The organism is Chitinophaga sp. 22308, assembly GCF_052045305.1.
In the GTDB taxonomy this organism is placed as follows: Bacteria; Bacteroidota; Bacteroidia; order Chitinophagales; family Chitinophagaceae; genus Chitinophaga; species Chitinophaga varians_A.
Map to the genome: position 1 here is coordinate 326,439 of NZ_JBQEOP010000006.1, position 26,193 is coordinate 352,631.

Consider the following 26,193-nt stretch of genomic DNA (forward strand, 5'->3'; position numbering starts at 1 on the left):
TAGTGGATATCGAACACGTTCATATGGTCAGTTAATTCTGTTGGCACATGGATACAATTACTAATGTTTATAAAGGATTTTCCCGTACAACACGCCTTTTATGCGGAGATGGCGGAAAAAAATCCCTCCTGCTCTCAAATTCAACAACTGTGTCAACCTGCATCAACGTCATGCTACGCCCCACTTCCACGATGTACCCTACCATTTGCCCAAGCGGCACCGGCACGTCCCGGTGCCCATACACGAATATACCTGCCGGCTTTCTATCCGGAATGACTATTTTATACGATGCAAAATCTTCCCCGCCGGGATCGCTGTAAACACTGTCGTATCTTTCAATGGACATGGCGGTATAGAGACGTTCCAGTTTATCCAGTTCGTGATTACTCAACCTGCCCCTGAAGAAAACAGGCCGTATTCTATCTCCTTTTTGAGCCACTACTTCCCCACAGTTGGAAATTCTAATGGATAGAGTGGTACTTCCACCGTCATTATAGGTCACATCTAACGTGGAAAAAGACCGGACACGCGACTGCCTCCCGCAACCAACCCCCAGGAGCAGCAGCACAGCTATAGGCCATAACTTCATCAAGGCAGCGCTATTCCGGTTTGGTATATGCCGCCACCTCTTCTGCGCTCAGCCCGAACATCGGCGGCGTTTTCACACCGATCATATTCAGATAGATATATAACTGCGCGCGGTGGTGTATTTCATGTTCCACCATGGCGCGTAACCATTTCCATACGGGCATGGTGGCGTTGCCGGGCGTGGTGCATTTGCGCTGCAGGTCTTCTTCGCTTAAGGCGCGGAAAATAGCCATCGACTCTTCGTGCAGCTGATCGAAGTAAGCCATCACGGCGTCGTATCCGTCGGCCAGTTCTTTACCGCAGCCACGGTAGCAGCTGGGGCGGCCGGCGACTGTTTCGGCGAACATATACCGTTCGATGGTGGCGATATGCCGGATCTCATCACCGATGGTGAATTTACCCGGCTTATAAGCCCAGTCGAGGGAATCAGGCGGGACTACTGCGAGCAGTCTTTTGGTGCGCTCGCGGATTTTGTCGTAGTAAGGCAGGAAAGTGTTGATAGACGTGATTTCCATACAGGTTAACGTTTATTGATTTTCATCATGGTGACCAGGGCGGTGGCTACGTGGGTTTCCCGTTCCCCGGCGCGGGTGTAAATATCTGTTTGCACAATAGTCAGCGTGGCGCCGGCTTTGATCGACTTTCCGCGTCCGACCAGCAGCTCACCTTTGGCCTGGTTAAGGAAATTGATCTTAAACTCGACAGTCACAAAATAAGGGTCTTCCACCGGAATAGTGGCCGCACAGTAGCCGGCCACCACGTCTGTCAGGCCAGCGATGGCGCTGCCATGGAAGATGCCGGACGGACGCAGCGCGATATCGCTGGGCGGCATGCTGATTTCTACATACCCTTTACCTATGCCGGTCATGGTGGCGCCGTACAGCGCCATCATTTTCTGCCGGCCGAAACTGTCGCGCACGCGCTGTTCTATCTCCGGTGTTAACGGTTCTATGTTGGACATACACTGATGATTATAATCCGTTGGAATCGGTGGACAATACTTCACTCATATAGTCGAAGAAAGGGCGCATGGCGGCAAATGTTTTGCCGGCTTCTTTTCTGAACTGCGGCGACAATACTTCTTCGTCGGTAAAGCGGCGTATCAGCAGGAACTGCTTAAAACGCAGCAGGTCTGCCGCCTCATGCCCGGGATCATAGCCGCGGGGGGCCTTTTTCAGTTGCTCCCCTTCCAGCGCGCCAAAAGTGGATATAAAAGATTTACTGTTGAGAATTTTACGCAACGGTGCAGGGTCAAAGGCGATGTCATCACGGACTTTTTTGAGATCGTCCGCTACCGGTCCCCAGAAACCGCCGCCAATGAAGCTGTTGCCCTGTTCAATATGAAAATAGTACCCGCCACGGCGCTGCTGGGTGGCCCGTTTGAAACTGCCGCTCCAGTGGGTTTTATAGGGTGTTTTGTCCGTGGAAAAACGGGTATCGCGATAAATACGGTAGAGGCTTTGTTTACCGGAAGGTGTTTCAATTACATCATGCGCCGACAAATCTGCCAGTAACCCGTCTGCAAATGTTTCTATCTGTTTCAGTTCCCGGAGATAGTCGTCTTTATGTACATTAAACCATTCCCGGTTGTTGTTCTTTTTCAGTGCGTCCAGGAAATCAAATCCTGACTGTTGAATCCCTGTCCCGCCTGTTGTCTGTTTTGCCATTTTGCTGGTGTTTTTTTTCAGGATGAAATCGACGAAAGCAAATATAAATTAATTTTTACCATAGCCTTTCCCCTCCGCAAAATCACAAAATCCGTAAATCCGATAATAAAATATCCAAATAACCAAATAACTGAATAAATTTGGCCGATGGGCTATGCCGGAGGTTTTTTTAGTATATGAGGGATTATAACGCGATCAGTGATGCAGCATTGCTACCTTTATTAAAGGAAGGCGAGGTCATGGCCTTTAACGAGGTGTATGCCCGCTATTTCCGGCTGCTGTACCAGTATGCCTGGAATATCCTTAACAATGAAGAAGAGTGCAACGACGCGGTACAGGAGATATTTGTATGGCTATGGGAAAACCGCAGCACCCTGGAAGTGACCTCCCTGAAAGGCTACCTGATGGCCGCCGTTAAGTACCGGCTGGCCCGCACCATCCAGACCTCCCGCCGCCGTGCCGCTATCCTGGCGGCCAACGTGGAACTGCCCACCATCACCCGCATAGAAGAAGATTTTGAAGTAAAAGAGCTGAGAAGGGTGATCACAGAATTCACCGAAACACTGCCCCAACGGGCCCGGGAGATATTCCATCTCAGCCGGGTACAATATCTCACCAATAAGGAAATCGCTGCCCGCATGGGCATCTCCGAAAAAACGGTCGAAAACCAGATCACCATCGCCCTGAAAAAACTCCGGTCAGACCTGAGCCGGAAAATGCTCTCCTTCCTGCTGCTCTGAATTTTTTTTCTGCTCCTTTTGGGGGGAACCCCCTATTTATGTCCCTTAATATACAGACCAAGCACCTAACTGGCATTCCATGGATGAAAAACATATCTCAGACATTATAGACCGTATAGCCACCAACACGGCCACAGATGAAGATCTGGCGGTGTACAGCGCCTGGTGCGATGCACAGCAGACAGGGAAACCGGCCATCGGCGACCTGTCTGCACAGGAAGCGCTCATCCTGGAAAAAATACACCGGCAGGCAGGCATCTCCATCTCCCGCGGAAGAGTGTTCCCCTGGCGCATCGCGGCTGCTGCAGCCCTCACCGGCATACTGGCCGGCGGCTTTTACTGGTACCGCCACAGCAGCCAACCGTCACAAATGGCTGTGCAGACTGCCCCGGCGACGGCCGATGTACCGGCTGGGAAAAATACCGCCACCCTCACGCTGGCCAACGGAAAAAAAATACTGCTCTCTGATACACAGACCGGTAAACTGACAGAGCAGGCCGGCGTGGAAGTGAACAAGGCGGCCGACGGCTCCCTGGAATACCGTCCGGTAAACGGCGCGGCCGCGGTTCAATACAATACCCTCAGCACCGCCCGGGGCGAACAATACCAGATCACCCTGGCCGATGGCACGCGGGTATGGCTCAATGCCGCCACCACCCTCACTTTCCCCGCCTCTTTCGCACAACAGGCGGAACGTGCCGTGGAAGTTAACGGGGAAGCCTACTTCGAAGTTGCCGCCGATCCGGCCCGGCCCTTTAAAGTACGTACCAACCATCAGCAGATACAAGTGCTCGGCACTAGTTTTAATGTCAACAACTACGTGGATGAACCGTGTGCGAGAACAACCCTGCTCTCCGGTGCCGTTAAAATCAACGAAGCACAGGTGCTGAAGCCCGGCCAACAAGCTGTCACTGAAAAAAACGGTACGCTGAAAATAGCCACTGTCAATACTGACGGCATCGTGGCCTGGAAAAACGGATACTTTGAATTCAACAACGAAAATATCTACGGGATCATGCGGAAAATATCCCGCTGGTACAATGTGGAAGTCATCTATGAAGGAGACATCCCCACCAACGAAATGGAAGGCACTATCTCCCGGTTCGAGAACGTATCAAAAGTATTAAACACCATCGAGAAAGCAGGTTTATTAAAATTCAGGATAGTAACCGGAAAAATATATGTAAGCAAGTATTGACCACGATTGTGAACAATGTGACTGTCAAAGAGAACAACTATTAACAGTGAACTTTAAATCCACGCCCATGAAGTAAAAGCGCCAACAAGGATGTGGCCTTATGAAAAACGTGAAAGTGAGCCAACACTTCCACGTTCGGTCGTAAGGTTTCAATCAAAATCAATTTTTCACGCATCAGAAAAACAACATTGAACTAAAAACCAAACCTCGTAAAGGTATGATATTAAACCTTCTTCACAAAGGAGGCAGGGCGCGCTATTGCCGGCCTTCCAAAATCTTCGTTTTCATGCGGATTGCTACCACATTACTGCTTACAGCGTTCATCAGCCTTAGTGCTGTGGCCAATGCCCAGAAAGTCACCCTTTCTGAGAAAAACGCTTCCCTTGTTGCAGTCATCCACAAACTGAGAAGCCAGACAGGCTACAACTTCTTCTACGTCAAAGACCACATCAACACCGCCAAACCGGTGAACGTCAATCTCACCGATGTTCCCCTGGCGGAAGCACTGAAAATTATTTTCGAAGACCAGCCTCTCTCCTATGTGATCGACGGCAAAGAGATCACCGTAAGGAAAAAAGCGGCAACAACCATACCGCCCGCCAGCCCGCTGACAGACGTGACCGGCAAAATCCTGGACGCTGACGGCGCCCCGCTGCCCTTTGTGAGCGTGGCGGTGAAAGGCACCCAGAAAGGCGCTATCACCAAAGCCGACGGCAGCTTCAATCTCAGCCTCAACAAAGGCGATGTGCTGCTGGTACGCTCCATCGGTTTTGAAACACAGGAGATCACCTATACCGGCCAGGCTACACTGGACATCCGCCTGAAAAGGGCCACCAACGCCCTCTCAGACGTAGTAGTGATCGGCTATGGCACGGTAAAACAAAAAAACCTCACCGGCGCTGTCACTACGGTCAAAGGCAAAGACCTGGACATCAGCGCCAGCACCAGCTTCCAGAGCGCATTACAGGGCAAGGCCTCCGGCGTACAGGTAACGCAGAGTACCGGCCAGCCCGGCGCCGGCATCAATGTACAGATCAGAAGCAATCCATCCTTCGCCAACGCCGGCGTATTGTATGTGATCGACGGTGTTCCCGTTATGGACGCAGCAGCACAGCCTATCACCGGCAGCAAATACGGTAAAAATGCGGAAGGCGGCGTGGACAAATCCCCGCTCAACTTCATCAACCCCAATGATATCGCTTCCATAGAATTCCTGAAAGACGCGAGTGCGGCCTCCATCTATGGCGCCCGTGCAGGCGCCGGCGTGGTGCTGATCACCACCAAAAAAGGCATCAACGGAAAACCTAAAGTGGAATACACCGGCTCCTACGGCATTCAGAACGTAGACAAAATGTACCCGGTGTACGGCGCTGCCGACTACATGACACAACGCAACCTGCTGAAAGAAGAGATGTGGTACCGCGATAACAAAGTGGCTCCCTACTACGGCAATACCGATCCGGGTTCCGTAGCGCAGCCGTACAAACCCATCTATTCACAGGGACAGATAGATTCTGCCCGCAGCAATCATCAAAAAGCGACCGATGCCATCACCCGCGCCGGTTACACCCAACAACACAACATCGCCGTTTCCGGCGGCAACGGTAAAACCAACTACTACGCTTCCGGCAACTATTTCGACCAGAAAGGCGTGATCCTTGGCACTGACTTCAAACGCTACAACGGCCGTGTAAGCCTCGATCAGCAGGTGTCCGACAAAATCAAACTGGGCGCCAGCATGATCCTGTCCAACTCCACCGCCCACAATACTTTCACCGGCGGCGCCAACGAAAACGGCGGTATCATCACCTCCGCTATCTACTGGGCACCGGTACAACCGCTGCAACTGCCTGATGGCAGCTACCCCGTAAGCCCCTATTACCCTAACATCCCTAATCCGGTGTCTTATGGTACGATCACCGATCAGACCGTGACCACCCGCACACTCAGCAGCGCCTTTGCCGAATGGAGCATCATCCCGGACCTGAAAGCCAATGTGCGCTTCAGTTACGACAACTCCAACTCCAAACGTTCCACCTACCTGCCAAGGACATTCTATCTCGGCTCCCAGGTGAACGGCTCCGCCAGCATCGCGCAGTCAGAAGCCAAATCAACCCTGCTGGAATATACCCTTGCCTACAATAAAACTTTCTCTGAGCAACACAGCCTCAGCGCCGTTGCCGGTTACAGCTACCAGAAATCAGGCTGGGAAGGCTTCAACGCCGCCAACCAGGGTTTCCTGTCTGATATCTCCAAATACTATGACCTCGGCTCCGGACAAGCGATCAAACCAATCGTAGGCTCCAGCAGATCAGAAACCATCTGGGCTTCCTACTTCGCCCGCGGCATCTATACTTACAGAGGTAACATTACCTTACAGGCTTCTATCCGCCGTGACGGTTCTTCTGTATTTGCCGCCAATAAAAAATGGGGCTACTTCCCCGGCGTGTCCGCCGGATGGGTGCTCTCCGATGAATCTTTCCTGAAAGGCTTTACGCCGCTTTCCTTCCTGAAAGTAAGGGCCGGCTACGGTGAAACCGGCAACAGTAACTTCGGCGCTGCTGCCAACAGAGTGTACGACGCCTCCAGAAGCCCGCTCTTCGGCACCGGTAACATCAACACCGGCGTGGTAATGACGCGTGACGAAAATCCTAACCTCACCTGGGAAACAGCCGGTGAACTCAATGCAGGCATCGACTTCGCCTTCTTTAACAATCGTCTATCCGGCTCCGTTGACTATTTCCGTAAAGACATCCGTAACCTGATCTTCAGTGTTACCTATCCCACCGGCTTTATCCTGAAAGAAGGATTTATCAATGCCGGCAAAACCAGGTCCACTGGTTACGAAATAGCCCTGCACAGCAAAAACATCCAGTCTGAAAACGGCTTCTCCTGGTCTACCAGCTTGAACTTCTCCCACTACCTCAGCTACTGGACACAACGCTCCCCGGCAGCGTTGAACGCGTTAAAACCATGGGAAGTGGCCACTGGTAAAGACGCACTGTTCCGTGGTTACTACGGTTACATTTCTACCGGCATCTATAACGGTGATAAAGCCAACATGCCCGCCAATATGCCCGGTATGTTGCCCGGTGGCCTCATCCTCCAGGACATCCACGGCTTCGATGGTAATGGCAAAGTAGCAGGCCCCGATGGCGCTATCTCCACGGCAGATAAAACCCTGCTGGGCAACCAGGACCCGCGCTTCAACTTCGGTATCGGTAACCAGTTCTCCTACAGGAATTTTGACCTCAGCATTTTCTTCTCCGGCCTGGTCCAGAAAAAATGGTCGCCTTACCTATCCGGCAGAGTCAATGAAACCACCACTAATCCGTTTGGTTTCAACGCCATGCCGATATCCTCCAATCGCTGGACATTCAAAAACCCGAACGGAGATTTCCCGACAGCGCTTACCGATGGTACTTACTCCCAGTTCCAGAATGAAGCCAGCTACTGGCTGGCAGACGCTTCTTTCCTGCGCTGCCGCAACATCACACTGGGTTACACCCTGCCGGCCAAAATGCTGGAAAAACAAAAAGTGTTCTCTGGTGTAAGATTCTCGTTCGACGTACAGAATCCGTTTACCATCACCCAATATCCCGGCCTGGACCCGGAGCTGGACCCGGACAACTTCTATCCGCTGGTAAAAAGTTATGTATTTGGCGTAAACGTATCCTTCTAATCACTTAACCGGACAATCATGAAAAACATATATCACCGACTCGTTTTGCTGGGCAGCCTCGCGGCTTTCAGCGCATGTGAAAAAGATTTGAAATACACCACCTACGGCAATCTTGCTGATGTGGTGAATACCAACGAAGGGGCTGTGGCCACTGTCAATGCGGCTTACACCGGCCTGGCCGGCGGCGCCGACTGGCAGGGCGGCTGGGATGCCGGCACCTACGCCTGGCGCACCCAGGCCATGATGACCACCGACGAAGGCGTTTGCTCATGGGGCGGCAACTGGATACCGTTGCGCAACCTGAACTACACGCCCGACTTTGAATGGGTGACACATAACTACGGCAACTATACGTCTTACATCTCCCGCATCGCTATCGCACTGGACAATCTCAATGGACTGAACATTGAAACCAACCTCAAACAACGGTATATGGCCGAACTGAAAGCGCTAAGGGCCCACTACGCACAGCTGCTGTATTTCACCTATGGCCCGTTCACCATTGTCACCGATGGTAAAGTAGCCGCCAACCCTGATGCTCCTTACCTGCCCCGTCCTACGAAAGACGTGGTAGTAGCGCAAATCGAAAAGGACTACAAGGAAGCAGCTGCCGTACTGCCCGACAAATTCACCGGCAATGATTACGGCCGCTTCTCCAAAGCCGCTGCCCTCACCGGTTTGATGAAGCTGTACATGCACGAGAAAAAATGGACGGAAGCCGTAACAACAGGTCAGCAAATTACGCAGATGGGCTTCTCCCTGCTGCCTAAATACGAAGACAACTTCACCATCGCCAGCAAAGGTGGCGTCTCCACAGAGATGATCCTCGCCGTAGTATGCTCTTCTTCCGGCGGCGACCAATACACCAATATGTGGCTGGCACACGCGCTGCCGTCAGACTATAAAGACTCTACCGGTATTCCGCTGACTGCCTGGGGCGGTTATAAAATGCCCTGGTCCAGCTATGACAAATTCGATAAAAAGGACCTCAGGTTGAAAGTGCTGCTGGAATCCTATCCTGTTGGAAAAGACGCCAACGGTAAAGTGATCTATAAAAATGCCAGGACAGATGGCCAGCTGGGCGCTATTCCCGTGAAATTTGGACCAGACCCGTCCCGCGCCAATTCACAAAACAGTGCTGTTGACTTCCCTGTCTACCGCTACGCCGACGTGCTGCTGATGCTGGCAGAAAGCATCAACGAAGCAAACGGCGCACCCAACCAGCAGGCTTACGATGCTATCAACGCAGTCAGGAGAAGGGCCGGGGTAGACGATATCCCTGCTGGTCTCTCTAAAGCGCAGTTCCTCGCCAAAATACAGGACGAACGCCTGTTTGAGCTCTGGGGAGAAGGCTGGAGAAAAGATGACCTGATACGCTGGAACCTTTACATCCAGCGTGCCATCAACGACGGTTCCACTACCGCCCAGGCTTATAAAGTGCTGCTGCCCTTACCAAGGCTGGTGATCACCCAAAGCAACGGTGTCATCAAACAAAACGAAGGATATAACTAAGGACCATGAAGCGATTGTTTTATTTATTGTTTTTAACATCTACCGGTTTGCAGGCGCAGGATTTATCCGCGCCTGCAAACCTCCGGCTCGCCGGCACGCGCAGCTGGATCAGGGCGGACTGGGAGGACAAAACCTCCAACGAAACAGGGTACCATCTGTACTGGTCGGACAATAACCAAAAGCCCGCCACGCCAAATGCGACCCTCCCCGCCAACAGCACCCGCTTTTACATTCAACAGGTCAGGGGCAACACGCGCTACCATGTTTGGGTAGAAGCTTTCGATGCCAGGCAGCATAGCAAAACACTGACCGGTACCGTGCTCACAAACACCCGCTGGTCACTGGATTCCGCCGAAGCCCGTCGCCTCGATATTGCCAGCTCTCCCGCCGTTCCGGAAGGCATGGCCCTCTTCTGGCACGATGAGTTCAACGACTCCCTGCTGGACCGCAACAAGTGGCATACCACCTACTATTCCAACATCGACTTCCTGAAGAAAGACAACCTGGAAGCCATGCGCAACGGTACCTTGCCGGAAGCGGCCTATACGCTGAACGGCCGTACCATCAACATTTTCACAAACGACTCGTTGCCGGTAAAAGTATACTATCCTTCTAGCGGAAGGAAGATATCTTCCATTCAGACATACGACTGGCGCACCAACGAAAACCTGCTGGACAACAGCCGCGGCGGATACTTCGAAGTAAGGGTAAAACGCAGCTTCACCGGTAAACCACAGGGACTGAACACCGCCTTCTGGTTTGACTCCCCGGGGCCGGACCTGAAATACTATCTCCAGGAAGGCACTACGCTGGACGGCGTTAGTGGCGTACGGCCCAAAGGGCAGGTATTTGAAATCGACGTGTTCGAAAACATCGATGCGCAGTTTGTGCTGCACGGCCATGTGGACGAAAAAGGCCAGTTCGTGCACAACCTGAACACCCACATCGCCAAAGGGTTTGAGCATAAAGACCAATGGGTGACCCACGGTATTCTCTGGACGCCCAACAGCATCAAACACTATATCAACGGCCAGCTGATAAAAGCATACACCGACAAACACCAGATTTACTCCCCTAACCATGCCATGAACGTGTTCCTCGGCTCCTATGGCGGCGGCGGCTCCGTGAACATGGAAGTGGATTATATCCGCGGATACCAGTGGCCGCTGGAAGGCAACAACGAATTGCCCAATCCCGGTTTTGACGCCAATACCAGCCTGCTGCCATGGGAAGGCAACGGCACACTGGCCACCGGCCGCAATGGCAGCCATGGCCTGCTGCTGAAACCCGGCCAGGAAATGGAACAATACGTGTACCTGAACAATGATGCCAATTACCAGTTGACCTACTGGCAACAAGGCGACAGCCCGTTACACGCCGCCGTGGCGAACATGAAGCTAGTCACCGGCGAATTACAACAGGCCGCTGCGCAAACGCAAAGTGGTAAAACCATTTTCATCCGCCAGCAGCTTTACTTTCAGACAGGCAAAGAATACGGCCGGAACATGAAAACGGTCCGCATCTACTTTAAAAATACCGGTCAGCAGGACATTATCCTGGATGATGTGACCATCAGCAAATCCGGCAAATAAACCTGCCATTATACCACAACGAGGGCTGCCCGCGCATCATGCAGGCAGCCCTTTGTTATATGTGCTGTGCTATCACGGAAGCGTAATCACGATCTTGCCGGTATGCTGGCCGGACTCCAGCCGCAGATATGCTTCCCGCACCTGTTCCATGGTAAACACGCTATCAATCACCGGATGGATGTCATTGACTTCAATAGCCCGGTTCAGCGCGGCAAAACTCTCCGCACTGCCTACTGCCAGCCCCTGTATCCGGATGAAGTTCAGGTTGATACGATGCTGATGAATGTCCAGCAGCAACTCCGGTCCCGCGATAAAACCGGCCGTGCCCACAAAGCCATTTTCTTTTAAAGACAGCAGCGACTGCCCGATAGTGGCGGCTCCGGCCACGTCCATGGTGATATCCACGCCTTCTCCGCCGTTGAGCGCTTTTACCTGCTCGTGCCATTCAGGGTGCTGCCGGTAGTTGACCACCGCATCTGCGCCGAGTGCTTTAAGCCGGACAGCTTTCTCGTCGCTGCTGGTAGTAGCGATCACTTTTGCGCCGGCAGCCTTGGCTATCTGCAAGGCGAATAATGACACGCCACCGGTGCCCTGTGTCAGCACCGTTTGCCCGGGCCGCAGGCCTGCCTGCTCTATCAGTCCGTACCAGGCGGTGACCGCAGCAATAGGCAACGTGGCGGCTTCTTCAAAACTCAGGTTTACGGGTATCTTCACCAGCCCGTGTTCCGGAACGGCCGTGTATTCAGACAACACGCCGGGCGTTTGCCAGCCTACCCTCACGGCATTGCTGTCCGGATCTACTTTGCCTCTGGTCCAGTTTTGCACATACTGCATCACCACACGGTCGCCCGGCTTCCAGCGGGTAACGTCCGCTCCTACTGCGGCCACCACGCCGGCACCGTCGGATGCGGGGATATAGGGAAATACCAGCTCTTTGTTGAAAGTGCCGTTCAGCACGATCCAATCAAGATAGTTCAGCGACACGGCTTTGATATTGACCAATACTTCATTGGCTTTGAGGGATGGCGTGGGAATATCGCTGATCACCAGATGCTCCGTCCCGAAGGCTGTTAATTGTACTGCTTTCATGTTTTTTTCAGGTTGATGTTTAACAGGGCAAAGGTCACTTTGCGCCGTGGCAACCTTCGGTACGCTACCCTGAAAAAACAGTAACATTCCTGGATGAAACATATCCGTTGATTCCTTTGCCGTAATTTTATACCATGGATTTTTTACACGACTCCTTTGCGGTGGAAATCGCGACATACGATGAATGGAAGGAAAGAAGCCGTAAAAGCAACTTCTTTGAACTGGTGTACGTGCTGGACGGGACAGGTTACCAGATGGTCAACCAGATGCAGTTCCCCTATGCCACAAACGGTATTTTTCTTTTACCGGCGGCTAAATGCCATTCTTACGAAGTAAAAGAACGCAGCTGCTTTTTGTTTGTGCGGTTTACCGGCAGTTACTTCATTCCAGGGCCGACAGACGTAGTGGACTACAGCAGCTGGTTCAGCCGGCTGAATTTTATTTTCGGGCATCATGACTACCATCCCGGCGAACTGGTAGAAGACCCGGCCGACAAGGCCCAGCTCAAAAGCCTGCTGGATGTCATCTTACACGAATACCAACGGAAAGACATCTGTTCCGCTTTTATTATACAAAACACACTGGTGTCTGTACTGGCGGTGATCTGCCGTAATATCCAGAAGAAAAAACTGGATGGGCGCCGCTTTACCGACACGCGGTTTGCAGACCTCATCAACTTCATCAGCTTTAATATCACGGATGTGGAGAAGTTGAGCGTGCCTAACCTGTCAAAACAGTTTCACATCGCTGAAACCTATTTCAGTGAGTACTTCCGGCGTAATGCAGACGAACGTTTCCAGGATTATGTGATGAAGCTGCGGCTAAAGATCGCGGAGTCGCGCGCATTGTATACGGATACCGCTTTACAGCATATTGCGTCGGAGCTGGGGTTCACCGACAGCAGCCATATGAACCGTATGATGAAGAAGTTCTATGGTAAAGGCATGCGGCAGATCAGGGCGGGGGCATAAGAAAACAGACTGGTAGCATCAGGGGTGCTGTGCCTGCCAGTCTGCTTTGTTGATTTCGTAAATACAATTCAGGCGGGAAGGTTCGCCAAAGTAAGCCACTTCCTCTTCTTTCACCTTACGGGCGCCGAGCCGCGTCATCGCTATCTGTGAGCGGGTGTTGACAGCGCCTACATGAAAAATGACCTTGTCCACGTACTGAAATATCCAGGAAAGCATCAGGTGTTTCACCGAAGGGTTCAGTCCGGAACCCCAGAACTCACGGCTGTAAAATGTATAGCCGATCAGGATACTGTTCTGTTGCGGGTCATAATCATAAAAACGGCTGCTCCCGGCTGTTTTGCCCGTGGCTTTGTCTACAATGCGGAATGCTCCGCCACTTTTCATCGCACCATCGAAGTAGGTCTCAAATACCGGCCGTTGCCAGCGGGTTTTGTTGGGATGTTGTTCCCATACCAACGGATCGGAGGCCACCTCGTACAATGCTTCAAAATCGCTTTGCTGCAGCGGATAGAGAATAGCGCGTTCGTTTTCCAGGCGAGGCTGTATTGAAAAGTTCATCATCAATGCTTTTGTCCGGGGCAAAGTAACAACTATCCTCTGGCATGCGCTGCGTCCAATTGCGACAAAACGGATAGTCCGGCTTAGAACAGTTTTTCCTGTGGCGGTTTAGCACCGGCCAGGCGGATGTAGACAGTAGTCTGTCCGCGGTGATGTGTCTGGTGCTCAAACGCTTTCTCCATGGCTTCCCCCTTGGTGAGGTCAAAGCGGCCAAAGAGTTTGATTTTCTCCGGCAGCTGTGCGTCCGTCATGTTTTTCAGCTTGTCAATAACGTAATCATAGCTGTCCATTACGGTTTTGGTCACTGCCGGTTTGGTCTTGTCGGAGTTTTTCTCCATGTCACCGGGTTTTCCGGGCAGGGTACTGCCACTGGCGGCAGCAGCAAAACCGAAATTGGCTTCTGCGAGGTGCAGCATCTGTTCTGCGAAAGAACGCATTTCAGGCGTTGGTTTCAGGCTGTAAGAACCTTCCGGCATAACGTCCAGGTACTCCCTGGTGTATGTCTTGGCCCTTTCCCATTCTTTGATCATTTTGCCGGTGATCTGCTGGGCATGCATCTGAAGAGACAGGCATACCGCGATGCCTGTGGCGAGCAATAATTTGAGAGGTTTCATATTGGTGGTATTATGTAGCCAACTAAATTACTATATTTCCGGTTTGCAAAAAAAGATGTATATCATATGACCACAAAAACAATCTGGCATACCCATGTTTCCATCGCAGCCCTGAATGAAAGAGGAAAATCCACGATGAACGAACACCTCGGTATGGAGTTCACCGAAATTGGCGACAACTATCTTCGTATACGCATGCCCGTTGACCACCGTACAGTGCAGACTTACGGTATCTTACACGGCGGTGCTTCCGTAGCGCTGGCGGAAACAGTGGGCAGCATTGCTTCCACCCTGGTGATAGATCCCGCCAAAGAAATATGTGTGGGCATGGAAATCAATGCCAATCACGTCCGCAGCGCCCGTGAAGGATATGTGCATGGCACGGCCACGCCTATACACCTCGGCCGCCGCAGCCATATCTGGGAAATCAGGATCACCGACGATGAACAAAGGCTCATCTGCATATGCCGGCATACCGTGGCCGTTATGGACAAAACGTCGTTTCTGTCCGGCTCAGCCGCGGACATGGGTAAGCAAACTGTCGACAGATGACCGCGCCCGGGGATGTTTTTCCTCGCTTTTGATGTCTGCGACCCGCAAAAACAGGCACATCTACTGGTGGTTTAATATTTGAACACTTAGGTATAAAATATTATTCACCCAAAAAACTGTTTACTATGGACACTCAAAACAACAGCTTTGCTCTGAAGGTAAAAGGCAACTGGAATGAATTAAAGGGTAAGATCAAACAACAATATGCCGATCTTACAGATGATGACCTGTTATGGGAAGAAGGCAAGGAAGATGAGCTGCTGGGGCGCATCCAGCAGAAAACAGGCAAAACAAAGGAAGAGGTGAAATCATGGATCGATAAATTATAATTCCAGGTCGGTCGTATAAAAACACAGCTCCGGGCCCTGGGCCCGGGGCTGTGTTTTTATAAACTGTTTTTAAGCATGGCAGCCAACAGCTCATTGGCAGTGTGACTTTCCAGCCGTTCAATGATATCACACACCTTGTCGATTTCCGCTGCCGAGATGTAAGGCTTGTTTAATTTTATAAACTTTTCTTTTATTTCCTCCCAGGACAGTGGCCGGGTGAAAAAACCTTTATAATCTTCTTTTTCTCCGGTGAACTGCTGCCCGTCAATAGTCGTGATCTCCACCTTACATCTTACTTTATCGGGATAGGCCGCTGTATAGGGATCTAAGAGGCCTGCCACCTTTACCGGCTTGTGCAGGGGGAAACCCGTATGTATCTTCACCTTCTGCAACAGGCTCTGTACGTCTTCCTGCGCTATCCTTTCTGCTGTAAGCTGCGGCGGGTATACCTGTTTGTCCAGCAACACCACCGCCGCCAGGTAAGGCAGGCTGTGGTCCGCCTGCTCCTTGGAAAAAACTTTTGTTCTGTCGCCGTATTCGCCTCCGCCTACAATATGATACGCTGTCAGGAAGGTGGTGATATTTATCTCCGTGATCTCCGCCACCCGGAACGGGTATTCCTCAGCCATCTCCTGCAACAGCTCCAGCACTGATTGCGTATGTACTTCCGCGTTATACGTCTTTAGCACACAACGGGAAAGCAGTTGAAAGTCTGCTGCCGTCCAGTCATATTCCAGCTTTTGCTGGTGAATGGCGTCGTACCCTTTCTCCGGTATTTCAAACAGTTCCGGCGGGCCGGTGACACCGTTTTTGGCCATCATCACGATGTTCATACAATCCGCATTGACCAGTGAAGAAGCCAGTCCTTTCCACTCGCTGGTGTAAGAAGCCCAGGAGGTGACAATAGGATTTAAATTACAGCCGGCGATGCCCAGTGCATGGGTAAGCGCTTTGGCCGACAGCTCCATCAGCCTGCCGGCGGCGGCAGTAGCCGAAAACGCCAGCAGCGTGGTATGGTCAAAGCCAGCTATCATCACCGGGTAAATCTCCGTAAGCCTGCATTCTATTGCGTAGGCGGTAGCCATCGCCGATAAAAAGTCTTCCCCGGAAATATCCCGCAGATGACAGGCGCCCAGCAATATGCCGATATTATCACTGGGATGACAGGTAGATTCTTTCGCCAGAAAATTATCCATAAAATCAGGGTAACGGATATAGGCCGTATAACATTGGGCAGCATGATCTGCCGCCAGCGGCTGCTCCGGCGCATATAACTGCCGGATGCCGGCCTCCATTTTACGGGGCGTCTCCTGAAATTGGGCCCAGATAAAGGATGCGGCCGCATCCAACAGGTGGGTTTTCAAACGGGACAGTATTTCCGGCGGTATGTCTGCGTAACGATACCGTAGAGCAAACTCAGCGATCTTTTCTGTCTGTTTCATGGATCTTCTTTTTGAAAATCTGTTGTAAACCCCGTGCCAAACACTGGCACGGGATTAGAAATGAGCCTTGTTATGAACAGCAAACATCTCGAAACCATTAACCGGATCAGAACTATCCTGATCAGGCGTCAACAGACATTGGCCGTAGCGGAAAGCGTTACCGCCGGCATGTTACAGGTGGCCTTCTCATCGGCCGACAATGCCACTGAATATTTTCAGGGTGGCATTACAGCGTACAACCTCGGACAAAAGGCCCGGCACCTGGGCCTGGACCCTATCCACGGACAACAATGCGACTGTGTATCTGCTGAAACTGCGCGCGCATTATCAGAGAACTGTTGTTCCCTTTTTTCATCACATTGGGGAATCGGCATTACCGGGTACGCCTCTACGGTACCGGAAAAAGGCATCACGGAATTGTATGCCTACTACAGCATTGCGACCGACGGAGAGGAAATGAAGTCAGCCCGTATTACGCCGCCACCCGGCGAAGATGACCCGGTAACCATCAGGTATTATTATACCAATACCGTTATCGCCGTTCTGTTGGACATCCTCACCAACGTCACACAAAAAAAGCCCCGCTGACAGCGGAGCTTTTTCATAATGGTATGTCATTGTTTATTTAAACAGGTGCATGGAAGCGCCTATTTCATAAGCGCCGTTATTGGGGTTATTGTATCCGCCTGTCTGGGCATGGTACAGCGCCTGTATCATCACGGTGTTTTTGATGTCTACGCCAAATCCAGCAGTAATGCTTTTGGAGGTGTGGTACAGCGCCATAATGTTCAGCACATTGTTGAGGAACGCGGCATTTACGCCCACGTCCACAATATTGTCGTAACCGCGTACGCCACGGAAACAGACCTTAGGCGTAAGGCTTTCCAGCGCACCATCGAAGAGGAACCTGTATTCTGCCGCTGAATACAGGATAGTGCCCCCGTCTACGGTTTTATTGTCACCGGTAAAAAGGCTCCTTACATTGGGCAGGGCTGCCTGCAGGGTAAGTTGACCGTTCGTATAGGCCATACCGTATTCGCCTTCGAAATAGTTGTCACGCCGGTTGAAAGCGCCGAGAGAAGGGTCATTGGGGTCGCCGTTTACATGGGAAAGGTCCAGCCGCTGAATGTTCAGCGCCAGCGAGAGACCGAAATGCAGTTGCTGTCCCCCCTCTCCTAACGGCAAATGATAGGCATAGCTCATGGCCACCCGGGTGCGGTTGATCAATCCTGCCACGTCGTTAAACACGTTCAGGCCCGCTCCTACTCTTTTACCCAAAGCACCGTCTACTGTAAGGAAGCGTGTTTCCGGCGCACCGGTCATTTGTTTGAACTGCCGCCGGTAGGCCACGTTCACCTGCAGACCGGTATCAATGCCTGCCATGGCGGCATTGGCGAGGTATTGGTTCTGAAAGAACTGGGTACCGGAGGGTTCCAGCAATGCCGGCACGTTACTGAGTGTTTGAGCAGAGGCACCGCCAGCCGCTACGGTGAGCAGCAGCACGGCGATGCGTGTCGTCAGGGAAGATAATTTACTTCTCATGTAATTATGTTGATAAGACATCTTTTTTTCCTATTGATCATTCCGGAGAATGGTGATAAATCCTTTCCATACGCGGCTGGTGCCGTTGACGGTCAACACATAGTAATAAGTGCCTTCTGCCAGCGGGCGGCCATTCAGCGTGCCGTCCCAGTCGTTGCTATAGTTACGGCGCTGGTATACGAGCCTGCCGGTGCGGTCAAATATTTTCACTTCGTTGTCCGGATAGCTGTCCAGGTTGCGGATAATCCAGCGGTCGTTTTTGCCGTCACCGTTGGGCGTCAGCAGGTTGGTAGCGTCCAGTTTATAATCATCTGCTACACGTATGCTGATGTTAGCGACAGCGCTGCAGCCGGCAGCGTTGGTACCGGTCACCTGGTAGGTGGCGTCTGCATTGGGGCGGGCCGTCAGTGTGGGCTGGTGCAGGTCGCCGCTGGTGCCGCTGGCCGGTTGCCAGCTATAGGTAGCCGCGCCGGTCGCCGTCAGCGTAACGATATCTCCTTTGGAAACGGTGGTGCCTTTATCGCTGCTGATGCTCACGCCGGGAAGCGGGTTTACCGTCAGGTAGAAGGTCTGGCTGTACGTGTCTCTGCCGCCGTTGTCTGTGCCGCCATCGTCTTTCAGGGTGATGGTGATGGCCGTATTACCGCTGGTGACGCCGGGTTTCAGCTGATAGCGGATAGTATTGGTGACAACGTCTGCCTGGAGCACATCGAAGTAGGGCTGGTTGGCCGTCAGCGTGATGGCATAGTGCTGGTCAGCTTCCACGGGTGATACGCCGGTGAGCTGTATTGTTTGTGCCGCAGTGGCAGCACAGATGTACACGTCTGCCACAGAGTCCATCACCGGTTGTTTATTGACATAGGAAATCCGGACGTTCACGGTAACGGGAACGGCTGTACTGATATTGAGCCCATCGCTTGCGCTTACCTGTAGGGTGATGGTTTTGCCCGCAAAACCGCGCAGTACGGCATTGTCTTTAACGGTGATGCGGCCGTTGGCATCGAGTGACAAGGCGCCGTTGGAGCCGTCTGTTGCCAGCGTCCAGTGCTGAACGATGCCGTAAGCGTCGGTGGCTGTCAGCTGACCGGCTACGGTGCCGGCCGGACTGTTATCATATACATCGAATGTCTGCTGCGCGATAACCGGTGCCGTAACGTCATATACCAGGCTGAGCTGGTTAGAGGCCAGGTTATTATTACCGGCGATGTCCACCGCTACGCCGGCAGGTAATTGCACGGTGACGTTGCCATCTGCAGCAGGAGTGATCACAACAGTATAATTGATATTGTCAACTGTTTGCAGCGTGCCTGCGGTACCGTTAGTCACCTGTATGGCGGCAGTGGTAAGGCCGGTCACCACTTCACTGAAGGACAGTTTTACGGCAAATGGTGTATTGACACGGCCGGAGCTGGCGGATGACAGCGTTACGGCCGGGCTGTTCGTTTTCACAATAATGCCGTTGGTGGCAGGTACATGTTGCAGTGTCAGCACCGCGTCGTTACCCGCGAAATCTTTGATGGTACCGCTGTTGAGTGTTACAGCACTACCCAGGCTGATACCGTTCGGAGCGTTATCGCCGTTTTGCACGGTATAACTGAATTGCAGGGTAGCCGTTCCTGTGCCGCCGGTGCAGGTAGCCTGTACCGTTTGTGTGCCCATGATCACGGGTATTGAAGGCGTACCGGTCACGTTTACCGGTTCAGACATCTGAACGCTGAAGTTCAGCTGCTTGCCGGCTTTGTAGCTGCCATTCACGGGCACGCCTACACTGGACACTACCGGGGAGGTCACATCTGCCTGAAGACTGAGCGTATTAGACGCCTGATTGCCATTCAGTCCAATGTTTTGTGCCGCGTCGGCAGGTATCTGCACGGTTACGGCACCATCTGCCGAAGGCGTAATAATCGCGGTATAAATAATATTGTTGGTGGTTTGCAGGGCACCTGCAGTACCGTTGGTAACGGTGATGCCGCTTGCCGTGAACCCTGTCACCGCCTCGCTGAAGGTAATATTCACGGGGAATGCCTGCCGCACAGGGCTTACAGCTGTAGTGCTGAGAGTAACTACAGGTTGTTGCGTATTGACAAATACGCCGCTGGTATTGCCAACATTATTCAGCGTTGGGTTGGCGGCATTACCGGCCATATCTTTCACAACACCGTTAAGGGCTGTGCCCACAACGATACCATCCATATCCATAGCGCCGGCAGGTATTGTATAACTGAATTCCAGTATAGCCGTTCCCGTACCGCCGGTATAAATCGCCTGTACAGTAGTTGTACCAATGACCACCGGTATGTAGGCGGGAGCCGCAGCTGTTACCGGTTCAGACATATTAAGCTTGAAACCCAGCTGCTGACCGGCTTTATAATAACCAGGAGCGGGTACGCTCACACTGGTTACTACTGGTGCCGTTACGTCTCCCTGGAGGTTGAGTGTATTGGATGCCAGGTTATCGTTGCCCACGCTGTTCTGTGCTACAGCGGCCGGCACGCTGATGGTGATGATGCCATCTGTTGGTGTAACCGACATTGTATAGGTGATATTGTCAGCTGTCGACAATTGGCCGGCAGTACCGTTGGTGATGGTAATATCGCCGGCAGTAAATCCTGTCACGGCCTCGCTGAACACAATTTTCACTGTAAACGTCTGGCTGACCGGACTTACAGCGGTGGTGCCAAGCGTTACAGCGGGCTGCTGCGCCGTAACAAGGACTCCGCTGGCATTGCCTGCATTGTTCAATGTCAGATCGGCATTGTTGCCTGCTGCATCTTTCATTGTACCGCCATTCAGCTGCATGGCAGCACCAAGGGAAATACCATCCAGGTCCATGTCACCCGCCTGAACGATATACCGGAATGTCAGCGCCGTTGTCCCGGAACCACCATTGTAGGTGGCCTGAACAATCCGGGAACCGATGATCACGGGCATCGAAGGCGTGCCGGACACCTGCACTGCTTCCTGCATATTCACGGTAAAATTCAACGACTGGCCGGCCTTATAATTACCCGGACCGGGAACATTGACGCTGCTCACTATAGGAGCAGTAGCATCAAATATGATATTGAGATTATTGGAAGCTGTGTTACCAGTATGGGCATTATTCACTGCAACATTGGCCGGCACCGCGATTTGCACCGGGCCGTCTGCGGTTGGGGTAATCATCAGGGTGTAAACAGGCCCGTTTGCCACCAGGTTGCTTGCTGTCCCATTGGAGATCTGCAAATCAGCCAAAGTAAAACCGGTAACAATTTCGCTGAAAGTAGCCGTTATCACAAACGGACTGTTGAGCGGCGATACCGCGGCAGTAGACAATGTCACAGCCGGTGTGGCGGTATTGACAATAACGCCCGTGGTAGCTGGTACGTTACGCAATGTGAGGTCAGCGTCATTGCCTGCTGCATCTCTGATCGCGCCGCCATTCAGCTGAATGGAAGTTGCTGGTTCCACGCCATCAGGATCGCTGTCACCAGCCTGTACCTGATAACTGAAGGACAGGGCGCCCGTTCCGGATGTGCCGGTGTAAGACGCTTGTACGGTTTGGCTGCCAATGGTAAGCGTCAGGAATGGCGTTCCGGTCACGACGGTCGGTTCGTCAAACGATACCTGGAAAACCAGGTTCCGGCCGGCAGCATAAGCATCACTGGCAGGTATGGACACTGCCGTCACCTGTGGTGGTGTAACGTCAGCAGTTGTGCTCAGTATGTTGGACGCGGTATTACCCGTTCCTGCAACGTTCACAGCCACATTGGCCGGCAGGGAAACGGAAACAGGACCATCCGTGACGGGTTTTACCACCATCGTGTAAGTAAGTCCACCGTCTGTCGATAATGGAGGATTGATGGTGGCATTGGTCATTATAAAATCTGCCGATGTCAGGCCGGTCACCCTTTCAGAGAAAGTGGCCTTCAGGATAAATGTTTTGCCAACAGGCGGCAGCGTGTTGCTGCTCAGTGTTACGGAAGGCACTGCTGTGTGTACAAGCACACCTGAGCTGTTACCGGGGTTGTTTAACGCCAGCAGGGCGGTGTTACCGGCCAGGTCTTCTATTGTGCCGCCGTTAAGGTTGATGCTGCTACCCAGGGCGATGCCGTCCAGGTCCTCATCTCCGTCCTGGACTGTATAGGTAAACGTTTGGGCCGTGTTGTATCCTGCACTGCTGCTATAATTAGCCTGCACTGTTTTACTGCCGATGATGATCGGCACTGAAGGCGTGCCGGTAATGGACACGTTTTTACTGAAAACTACAGCGATGCTCAACTGTGCCCCTGTCTTGTGGTAACCGTTCGGTGGCATCGTTACCGATGTCACAGCCGGTGGCGTCACATCCATTACGAATGTTAATTTGTTCGATTCCTGGTTGTCATTGCCGCCCGCTGCCTGTTGCACGCTACCGGCAGGTAAATACACCGTATAGTTGCCTGGCACCTTCGGGGCCACGGTGACGGTGTACGTAGTGGCATTCATCGCCACCAGGTTGCTGAGGTCCGCGTTGGCAATCATCAGCGATGTCAGGGTAAGTCCTGTCACCGGTTCACTGAAGGTGAGCGTGAGCGTAAAGGGTTTGCTGACAGGTGAAGCCGGCATGGAAATAACACAGGCAGGCATGATCGTATTGACCTTTACGCCACTGGTATTTCCTATATTATTCAGGGTAATATTGGCATCGTTGCCTGCGAGGTCGCGGACAATGCCGCCATTGAGGTTAAGTGTATTAACTGTGATACCCGTCACGGTTTCATCCTGCGGCACAACGGTATAACGGAAACGCATAGTGGTAGTAGCGGGGCTGCTTACATACGCCGCCTGTCTCACCTGCGATCCGATGGTAATATTAATATAGGGAATGCCGCCACTGGTGGTGGCTGTTATATCTTCATTAAACACAACATCGAAGTCCAGGTTGCTGCCGATCTTATAGTACCCTGCAGCAGGAACAGCTACGCCGGACACCTTGGGCGCCGTCATATCTGCTGTGAGGCTTAATACATTGGAAGCCCGGTTGCCACTGCCGCCTACATTCATGGCCGCGTCCGCAGGAACCTGGAGTGTAACGGCCCCATCTCCTGAAGGTATAACGGTAACGGTATAAGTCTTGTTATCGCTGGTGGTGAGGGCAGATACCACTGCATTGGTAGCTGTTAGCTTGGTGGTCGTCAAGCCGACTACGGCCTCACTGAAGACAAGGGTAGCCGTGAAAGAATGATTCACAGGCGAAGGAACGCTGGTGCTAATCACCACGGAGGGATGAACAGCGTTAACACGCACACCGGTGGTATTGCCGATGTTATTCAACGTCAGATCAGCATCATTGGTGGCCGCGTCACGAATGGAGCCTCCATTGTTGCTGAGGGCAGTGACGGCAATACCGTCCATATCCAGGTCTCCATCAACAATGGTATAACGGAAACGTACCACATTCGGGGACGGGCTGTTCAGGAAAGTGGCCATCTTTGTCGCGCCACCGATGTTCAACTGAACTGACGGTACACCGCCCACAGTATTCACAACAACATTTTCATTGAACGTAACATCAAAATCGAGCGAGGCTCCTTCATGATAATATCCATTAGCCGGAACAGCCACACTGCTTACTTTCGGCGCCGTCTTGTCCACCACAAAGTTGATGTTGTTCGACGGCAGGACATTATTACCCGCAAGCATCTGCCGGACATTCTGGGGAGACATATTCATGTTAAATGTCCCCTCCTGCGCAGGACTGATCTTAAAGGTATAAGTAGTGGCAGTACCTCCCAGATACGTCACAGTAGCATTAATGACATTTACAGTCGATGCATTTACACCAGTCACCGGTTCACTGTAAACAGCGGTCAGGATAAAATCCCCGTTGACAGGCGATGGTGCTGACATGCTGATCGTACAGGAAGGCATCGTTGTATTGACCTTTACGACGGAAGTATTGCCAACGTTATTCAGCGTCAAATCAGCGTTATCTCCACCCCAATTACGAATGGTGGCCCCGTTGAGGTTCAGGTTATTAATGGTGATGCCGTCCGGGTCGTCATCTCCGGATGCAACCAGGTAACGGAAACGCATGATATTGGGAGCAGGGTTGTTCAGGTACATGATCTGTTTCGGCTGCGAACCGATGGTCACGTCCAGATAAGGATTCCCTGAAGCCATGTTCACCATCACGTCCTGGTCGAACGTCACATCAAAAACCAGTGCGTCTGTTGTATGGTAATAATTCGCGGCCGGTACAGCCAAGTTGATGACTGTAGGATTGGAAAGGACGGTCCAGTTAAAAGGCACCCAGGCAGACTGGTTGCCGGCCTGGTCTTTCGCTCTCAGCGACAATGCGTGCGCACCGGTAGACAACCCCGTGAAGGTAAGCGGAGACGTGACTGCGGCCGGAGTGCCCCCATCCAGTTGGGCTTCATAGGTAACTGTTTCACTGGCCGTAAAAAGAAATGTGGCGGTCCTGCTGGAGGTGGCTGCCGGCGGAGTAGCGGTAAAGCTGGCAAAAGGCGCTGTTTTGTCAATCGTGTAAGTTGCTCCGGTATAGGGCGCGTTGCTGACAGCATTCATCAACCCGCCATTTTTAAGTACCAGTGTCAGCGTACCATCTCCGGTACCTGTGTTCACGTCTACCATGCAATAGTTGTTGTCAGGAATCACATTCGTAACAGCAGCGCCGGTAAGCCCGGTAGTGTTCAGCAGGAAAGCATTTGCCCCCGGCACATAACTTAGTGCCGGATTGGTGGCAAATTTATAACGTACGGTGTTCGCATTGGTAACGGTGGGGTTCATGGCCGACAATTCCGTCACCGTTACCGGCGCAAAAGCCAGTTTTTTCACGCCCGCGATAGGGTTATTTCGGTGTTCATTGACCTGGTCAAAATAAATCGTCGAACCGGTACCGATTGCTGTAATCCCCAACGGAATGAAGCCATTCATGAAATTAGTGGTAACGCCCCCATAAAGCGTTGAATAAAGCTGCGAGCCTGACGGCGCCCACCAAATCCGGCCTGGTGTATTATTAAGATTCAAGTCCGCTTCCATCGCGTACAAATTGCCGTTATCATCACATGCCAGCGATGTAAAAGCCCCGGAACCAATGGGGGTGGGAGTGGTTTCTCCTGACTTTAACCGAAACACCTTGTTGTAGTTTGCCGGAGAAGGAAATTCAGGTGAACCAAAACAAGTGGTAAAATACACCGTGTTGTTTTTATCCACAGCCAGGCCCCATGGATAATACATATAATCCTTTTGTTTGAACCCGCCCGGCACATTGGAACCATCACACAACACAGTGCCCGCTCCGTTTTCCTGCCCGGCCAGGTACTTTACCAGCTTACATTCCTGGGTTACCACGTCCGTCTGCAATACCAGCAGATTATCCTGCTGATCAAAGGCCAGGTTGGTATATCCTTCCCCCGATCTGACCACCTGGGCCTGGTCATAACCACTACCGTTAAATCGGATTTTAAGAATTCTGCTGCCACCGGCTTCATTGAAGGAAGTGGTCAGAAACACTTCGTCTTTTGAGTTGACGGCGATACCGGAGAAAAAGGTGCCATCTAAACCCAGCCCACTGGTTTGTTCCGAATAAATCCCGTATATGGAACCACCGCTCACATATTTGAGGACCATCACCCTCCCGTTAGCGTCATAGGCCACCGTGTAGATGTTATTGTTCCGGTCGTGTGTAATAGCTGTATGTTGCGGGTCAGCGGCAAAGTCAGATACAGAAAGCTGCGCACTGGCGGGCATAGCGGCCAGCATCAGGCACCACAACAAACAGGACCATCCGGAACGGATCATTTTAGGGATATACATACTATCGAATTAACAGCCACAGGTTTTTACCGGAACGTGTCGCTCCGGTGCATTTTCATGCCCTGTTTATTTAGAAGAACAAGATTTTTATCAGGAAAACGTTTATACGGGACAGTTATCTGCCGGCAACGGCTATACGCTTAAAATTACAGACTGGCCTCGCGGGTAAGCCATATCATCTTCCGGGATCATAGCATAGCAGCTGGCCACAGGTGTGGTCCACACTGGCAACGGGACATTAGCATTACGTGGGAAATACTGATTTTCAGTCTGATACATACAGTCGTTGTGGTTTACGCGGGTTGATATCGAATGGA

General features: G+C 52.1%; 19 protein-coding genes. 9 read left to right on the forward strand and 10 right to left on the reverse strand.

The features are described from left to right. Nucleotides 1-67 precede the first annotated feature (67 nt). Genes ACTJJS_RS25110 through ACTJJS_RS25125 form a run of 4 tightly spaced genes read right to left on the reverse strand, consistent with a single transcriptional unit; the run spans nucleotide 68 to nucleotide 2,255 of the window. A complete protein-coding gene (locus tag ACTJJS_RS25110; RefSeq protein ID WP_440665944.1) occupies nucleotides 68-592 on the reverse strand; it encodes a hypothetical protein in 525 nt (174 codons plus the stop codon). Between the two features lie 7 nt (nucleotides 593-599). Continuing rightward, nucleotides 600-1,103 carry a DinB family protein gene (locus tag ACTJJS_RS25115; protein ID WP_440665946.1) on the reverse strand — a complete coding sequence of 168 codons (504 nt, stop codon included), beginning with the start codon at nucleotides 1,101-1,103 and terminating at the stop codon, nucleotides 600-602. A gap of 5 nt (nucleotides 1,104-1,108) precedes the next feature. After that, entirely contained in the window at nucleotides 1,109-1,549 is a 441-nt protein-coding gene (locus ACTJJS_RS25120; protein ID WP_440665948.1) for a PaaI family thioesterase, read from the reverse strand. Nucleotides 1,550-1,559: 10 nt separating this feature from the next. Then, complete coding sequence (locus ACTJJS_RS25125; RefSeq protein WP_168874687.1) at nucleotides 1,560-2,255, reverse strand: DUF2461 domain-containing protein; 696 nt, start codon at nucleotides 2,253-2,255, stop codon at nucleotides 1,560-1,562. A 176-nt stretch (nucleotides 2,256-2,431) separates the two neighbouring features. On the opposite strand from ACTJJS_RS25125, the gene ACTJJS_RS25130 reads away from it, so the two are divergent. From ACTJJS_RS25130 to ACTJJS_RS25150, 5 genes are all read left to right on the forward strand, one after another. Then, a complete protein-coding gene (locus ACTJJS_RS25130; RefSeq protein WP_440665950.1) occupies nucleotides 2,432-2,995 on the forward strand; it encodes an RNA polymerase sigma-70 factor in 564 nt (187 codons plus the stop codon). Nucleotides 2,996-3,074: 79 nt separating this feature from the next. Next, nucleotides 3,075-4,193, forward strand: a complete 1,119-nt coding sequence (locus ACTJJS_RS25135) for a FecR family protein (protein WP_440665952.1) — start codon at nucleotides 3,075-3,077, stop codon at nucleotides 4,191-4,193. A gap of 217 nt (nucleotides 4,194-4,410) precedes the next feature. Then, nucleotides 4,411-7,875, forward strand: a complete 3,465-nt coding sequence (locus ACTJJS_RS25140; protein WP_440665954.1) for a TonB-dependent receptor — start codon at nucleotides 4,411-4,413, stop codon at nucleotides 7,873-7,875. An 18-nt stretch (nucleotides 7,876-7,893) separates the two neighbouring features. Then, complete coding sequence (locus ACTJJS_RS25145) at nucleotides 7,894-9,387, forward strand: RagB/SusD family nutrient uptake outer membrane protein (protein WP_440665956.1); 1,494 nt, start codon at nucleotides 7,894-7,896, stop codon at nucleotides 9,385-9,387. 5 nt (nucleotides 9,388-9,392) lie between these two features. Beyond that, nucleotides 9,393-10,979 (forward strand): family 16 glycosylhydrolase, encoded by a 1,587-nt coding sequence (locus tag ACTJJS_RS25150; protein WP_440665957.1) that lies wholly within the window; start codon nucleotides 9,393-9,395, stop codon nucleotides 10,977-10,979. Nucleotides 10,980-11,051: 72 nt separating this feature from the next. On the opposite strand, the gene ACTJJS_RS25155 is transcribed toward ACTJJS_RS25150, so the two are convergent. After that, nucleotides 11,052-12,068 carry a zinc-dependent alcohol dehydrogenase family protein gene (locus ACTJJS_RS25155; RefSeq protein ID WP_440665959.1) on the reverse strand — a complete coding sequence of 339 codons (1,017 nt, stop codon included), beginning with the start codon at nucleotides 12,066-12,068 and terminating at the stop codon, nucleotides 11,052-11,054. A gap of 134 nt (nucleotides 12,069-12,202) precedes the next feature. Here ACTJJS_RS25155 and ACTJJS_RS25160 point away from each other — a divergent pair, with 134 nt between their 5' ends. Continuing rightward, nucleotides 12,203-13,039 (forward strand): AraC family transcriptional regulator, encoded by an 837-nt coding sequence (locus tag ACTJJS_RS25160; protein WP_440665960.1) that lies wholly within the window; start codon nucleotides 12,203-12,205, stop codon nucleotides 13,037-13,039. An 18-nt stretch (nucleotides 13,040-13,057) separates the two neighbouring features. Here ACTJJS_RS25160 and ACTJJS_RS25165 read toward each other — a convergent pair whose 3' ends face one another. Together ACTJJS_RS25165 and ACTJJS_RS25170 are read right to left on the reverse strand one after the other, a co-directional pair. Next, nucleotides 13,058-13,600: a GNAT family N-acetyltransferase gene (locus ACTJJS_RS25165; RefSeq protein WP_440665962.1), complete on the reverse strand. Its 543-nt coding sequence runs from the start codon at nucleotides 13,598-13,600 to the stop codon at nucleotides 13,058-13,060. Nucleotides 13,601-13,680: 80 nt separating this feature from the next. Next, nucleotides 13,681-14,211 (reverse strand): DinB family protein, encoded by a 531-nt coding sequence (locus tag ACTJJS_RS25170; protein WP_168874679.1) that lies wholly within the window; start codon nucleotides 14,209-14,211, stop codon nucleotides 13,681-13,683. A 66-nt stretch (nucleotides 14,212-14,277) separates the two neighbouring features. Between ACTJJS_RS25170 and ACTJJS_RS25175 the strand changes: the two genes are divergently transcribed. Both ACTJJS_RS25175 and ACTJJS_RS25180 read left to right on the forward strand, forming a co-directional pair. Beyond that, nucleotides 14,278-14,763 carry a hotdog fold thioesterase gene (locus ACTJJS_RS25175; RefSeq protein ID WP_440665964.1) on the forward strand — a complete coding sequence of 162 codons (486 nt, stop codon included), beginning with the start codon at nucleotides 14,278-14,280 and terminating at the stop codon, nucleotides 14,761-14,763. 125 nt (nucleotides 14,764-14,888) lie between these two features. Beyond that, a complete protein-coding gene (locus ACTJJS_RS25180) occupies nucleotides 14,889-15,092 on the forward strand; it encodes a CsbD family protein (protein ID WP_168874677.1) in 204 nt (67 codons plus the stop codon). 56 nt (nucleotides 15,093-15,148) lie between these two features. Here the strand turns inward: ACTJJS_RS25180 and ACTJJS_RS25185 are convergent, their stop codons facing one another. Beyond that, nucleotides 15,149-16,534 carry an MmgE/PrpD family protein gene (locus tag ACTJJS_RS25185; RefSeq protein WP_440665966.1) on the reverse strand — a complete coding sequence of 462 codons (1,386 nt, stop codon included), beginning with the start codon at nucleotides 16,532-16,534 and terminating at the stop codon, nucleotides 15,149-15,151. Between the two features lie 72 nt (nucleotides 16,535-16,606). Here ACTJJS_RS25185 and ACTJJS_RS25190 point away from each other — a divergent pair, with 72 nt between their 5' ends. Next, on the forward strand, nucleotides 16,607-17,122 hold the full coding sequence (locus ACTJJS_RS25190) for a CinA family protein (protein ID WP_440665967.1): 516 nt from the start codon (nucleotides 16,607-16,609) through the stop codon (nucleotides 17,120-17,122). A 33-nt stretch (nucleotides 17,123-17,155) separates the two neighbouring features. Here ACTJJS_RS25190 and ACTJJS_RS25195 read toward each other — a convergent pair whose 3' ends face one another. Then, entirely contained in the window at nucleotides 17,156-18,076 is a 921-nt protein-coding gene (locus ACTJJS_RS25195; protein ID WP_440665969.1) for a PorP/SprF family type IX secretion system membrane protein, read from the reverse strand. Nucleotides 18,077-18,106: 30 nt separating this feature from the next. Next, nucleotides 18,107-25,876, reverse strand: a complete 7,770-nt coding sequence (locus ACTJJS_RS25200; protein ID WP_440665971.1) for an Ig-like domain-containing protein — start codon at nucleotides 25,874-25,876, stop codon at nucleotides 18,107-18,109. Nucleotides 25,877-26,193: the final 317 nt, after the last annotated feature.

Bases quoted from the DNA above. Each gene is read 5' to 3' on its own strand.
- ACTJJS_RS25155 (WP_440665959.1), bottom strand. From the start codon at position 12,068: ATGAAAGCAGTACAATTAACAGCCTTCGGGACGGAGCATCTGGTGATC.
- ACTJJS_RS25130 (WP_440665950.1), top strand. From the start codon at position 2,432: ATGAGGGATTATAACGCGATCAGTGATGCAGCATTGCTACCTTTATTA.
- ACTJJS_RS25175 (WP_440665964.1), top strand. From the start codon at position 14,278: ATGACCACAAAAACAATCTGGCATACCCATGTTTCCATCGCAGCCCTG.
- ACTJJS_RS25165 (WP_440665962.1), bottom strand. From the start codon at position 13,600: ATGATGAACTTTTCAATACAGCCTCGCCTGGAAAACGAACGCGCTATT.
- ACTJJS_RS25190 (WP_440665967.1), top strand. From the start codon at position 16,607: ATGAACAGCAAACATCTCGAAACCATTAACCGGATCAGAACTATCCTG.
- ACTJJS_RS25135 (WP_440665952.1), top strand. From the start codon at position 3,075: ATGGATGAAAAACATATCTCAGACATTATAGACCGTATAGCCACCAAC.
- ACTJJS_RS25195 (WP_440665969.1), bottom strand. From the start codon at position 18,076: ATGAGAAGTAAATTATCTTCCCTGACGACACGCATCGCCGTGCTGCTG.
- ACTJJS_RS25200 (WP_440665971.1), bottom strand. From the start codon at position 25,876: ATGTATATCCCTAAAATGATCCGTTCCGGATGGTCCTGTTTGTTGTGG.
- ACTJJS_RS25180 (WP_168874677.1), top strand. From the start codon at position 14,889: ATGGACACTCAAAACAACAGCTTTGCTCTGAAGGTAAAAGGCAACTGG.
- ACTJJS_RS25125 (WP_168874687.1), bottom strand. From the start codon at position 2,255: ATGGCAAAACAGACAACAGGCGGGACAGGGATTCAACAGTCAGGATTT.
- ACTJJS_RS25170 (WP_168874679.1), bottom strand. From the start codon at position 14,211: ATGAAACCTCTCAAATTATTGCTCGCCACAGGCATCGCGGTATGCCTG.
- ACTJJS_RS25145 (WP_440665956.1), top strand. From the start codon at position 7,894: ATGAAAAACATATATCACCGACTCGTTTTGCTGGGCAGCCTCGCGGCT.
- ACTJJS_RS25185 (WP_440665966.1), bottom strand. From the start codon at position 16,534: ATGAAACAGACAGAAAAGATCGCTGAGTTTGCTCTACGGTATCGTTAC.
- ACTJJS_RS25140 (WP_440665954.1), top strand. From the start codon at position 4,411: ATGATATTAAACCTTCTTCACAAAGGAGGCAGGGCGCGCTATTGCCGG.
- ACTJJS_RS25150 (WP_440665957.1), top strand. From the start codon at position 9,393: ATGAAGCGATTGTTTTATTTATTGTTTTTAACATCTACCGGTTTGCAG.
- ACTJJS_RS25120 (WP_440665948.1), bottom strand. From the start codon at position 1,549: ATGTCCAACATAGAACCGTTAACACCGGAGATAGAACAGCGCGTGCGC.
- ACTJJS_RS25115 (WP_440665946.1), bottom strand. From the start codon at position 1,103: ATGGAAATCACGTCTATCAACACTTTCCTGCCTTACTACGACAAAATC.
- ACTJJS_RS25160 (WP_440665960.1), top strand. From the start codon at position 12,203: ATGGATTTTTTACACGACTCCTTTGCGGTGGAAATCGCGACATACGAT.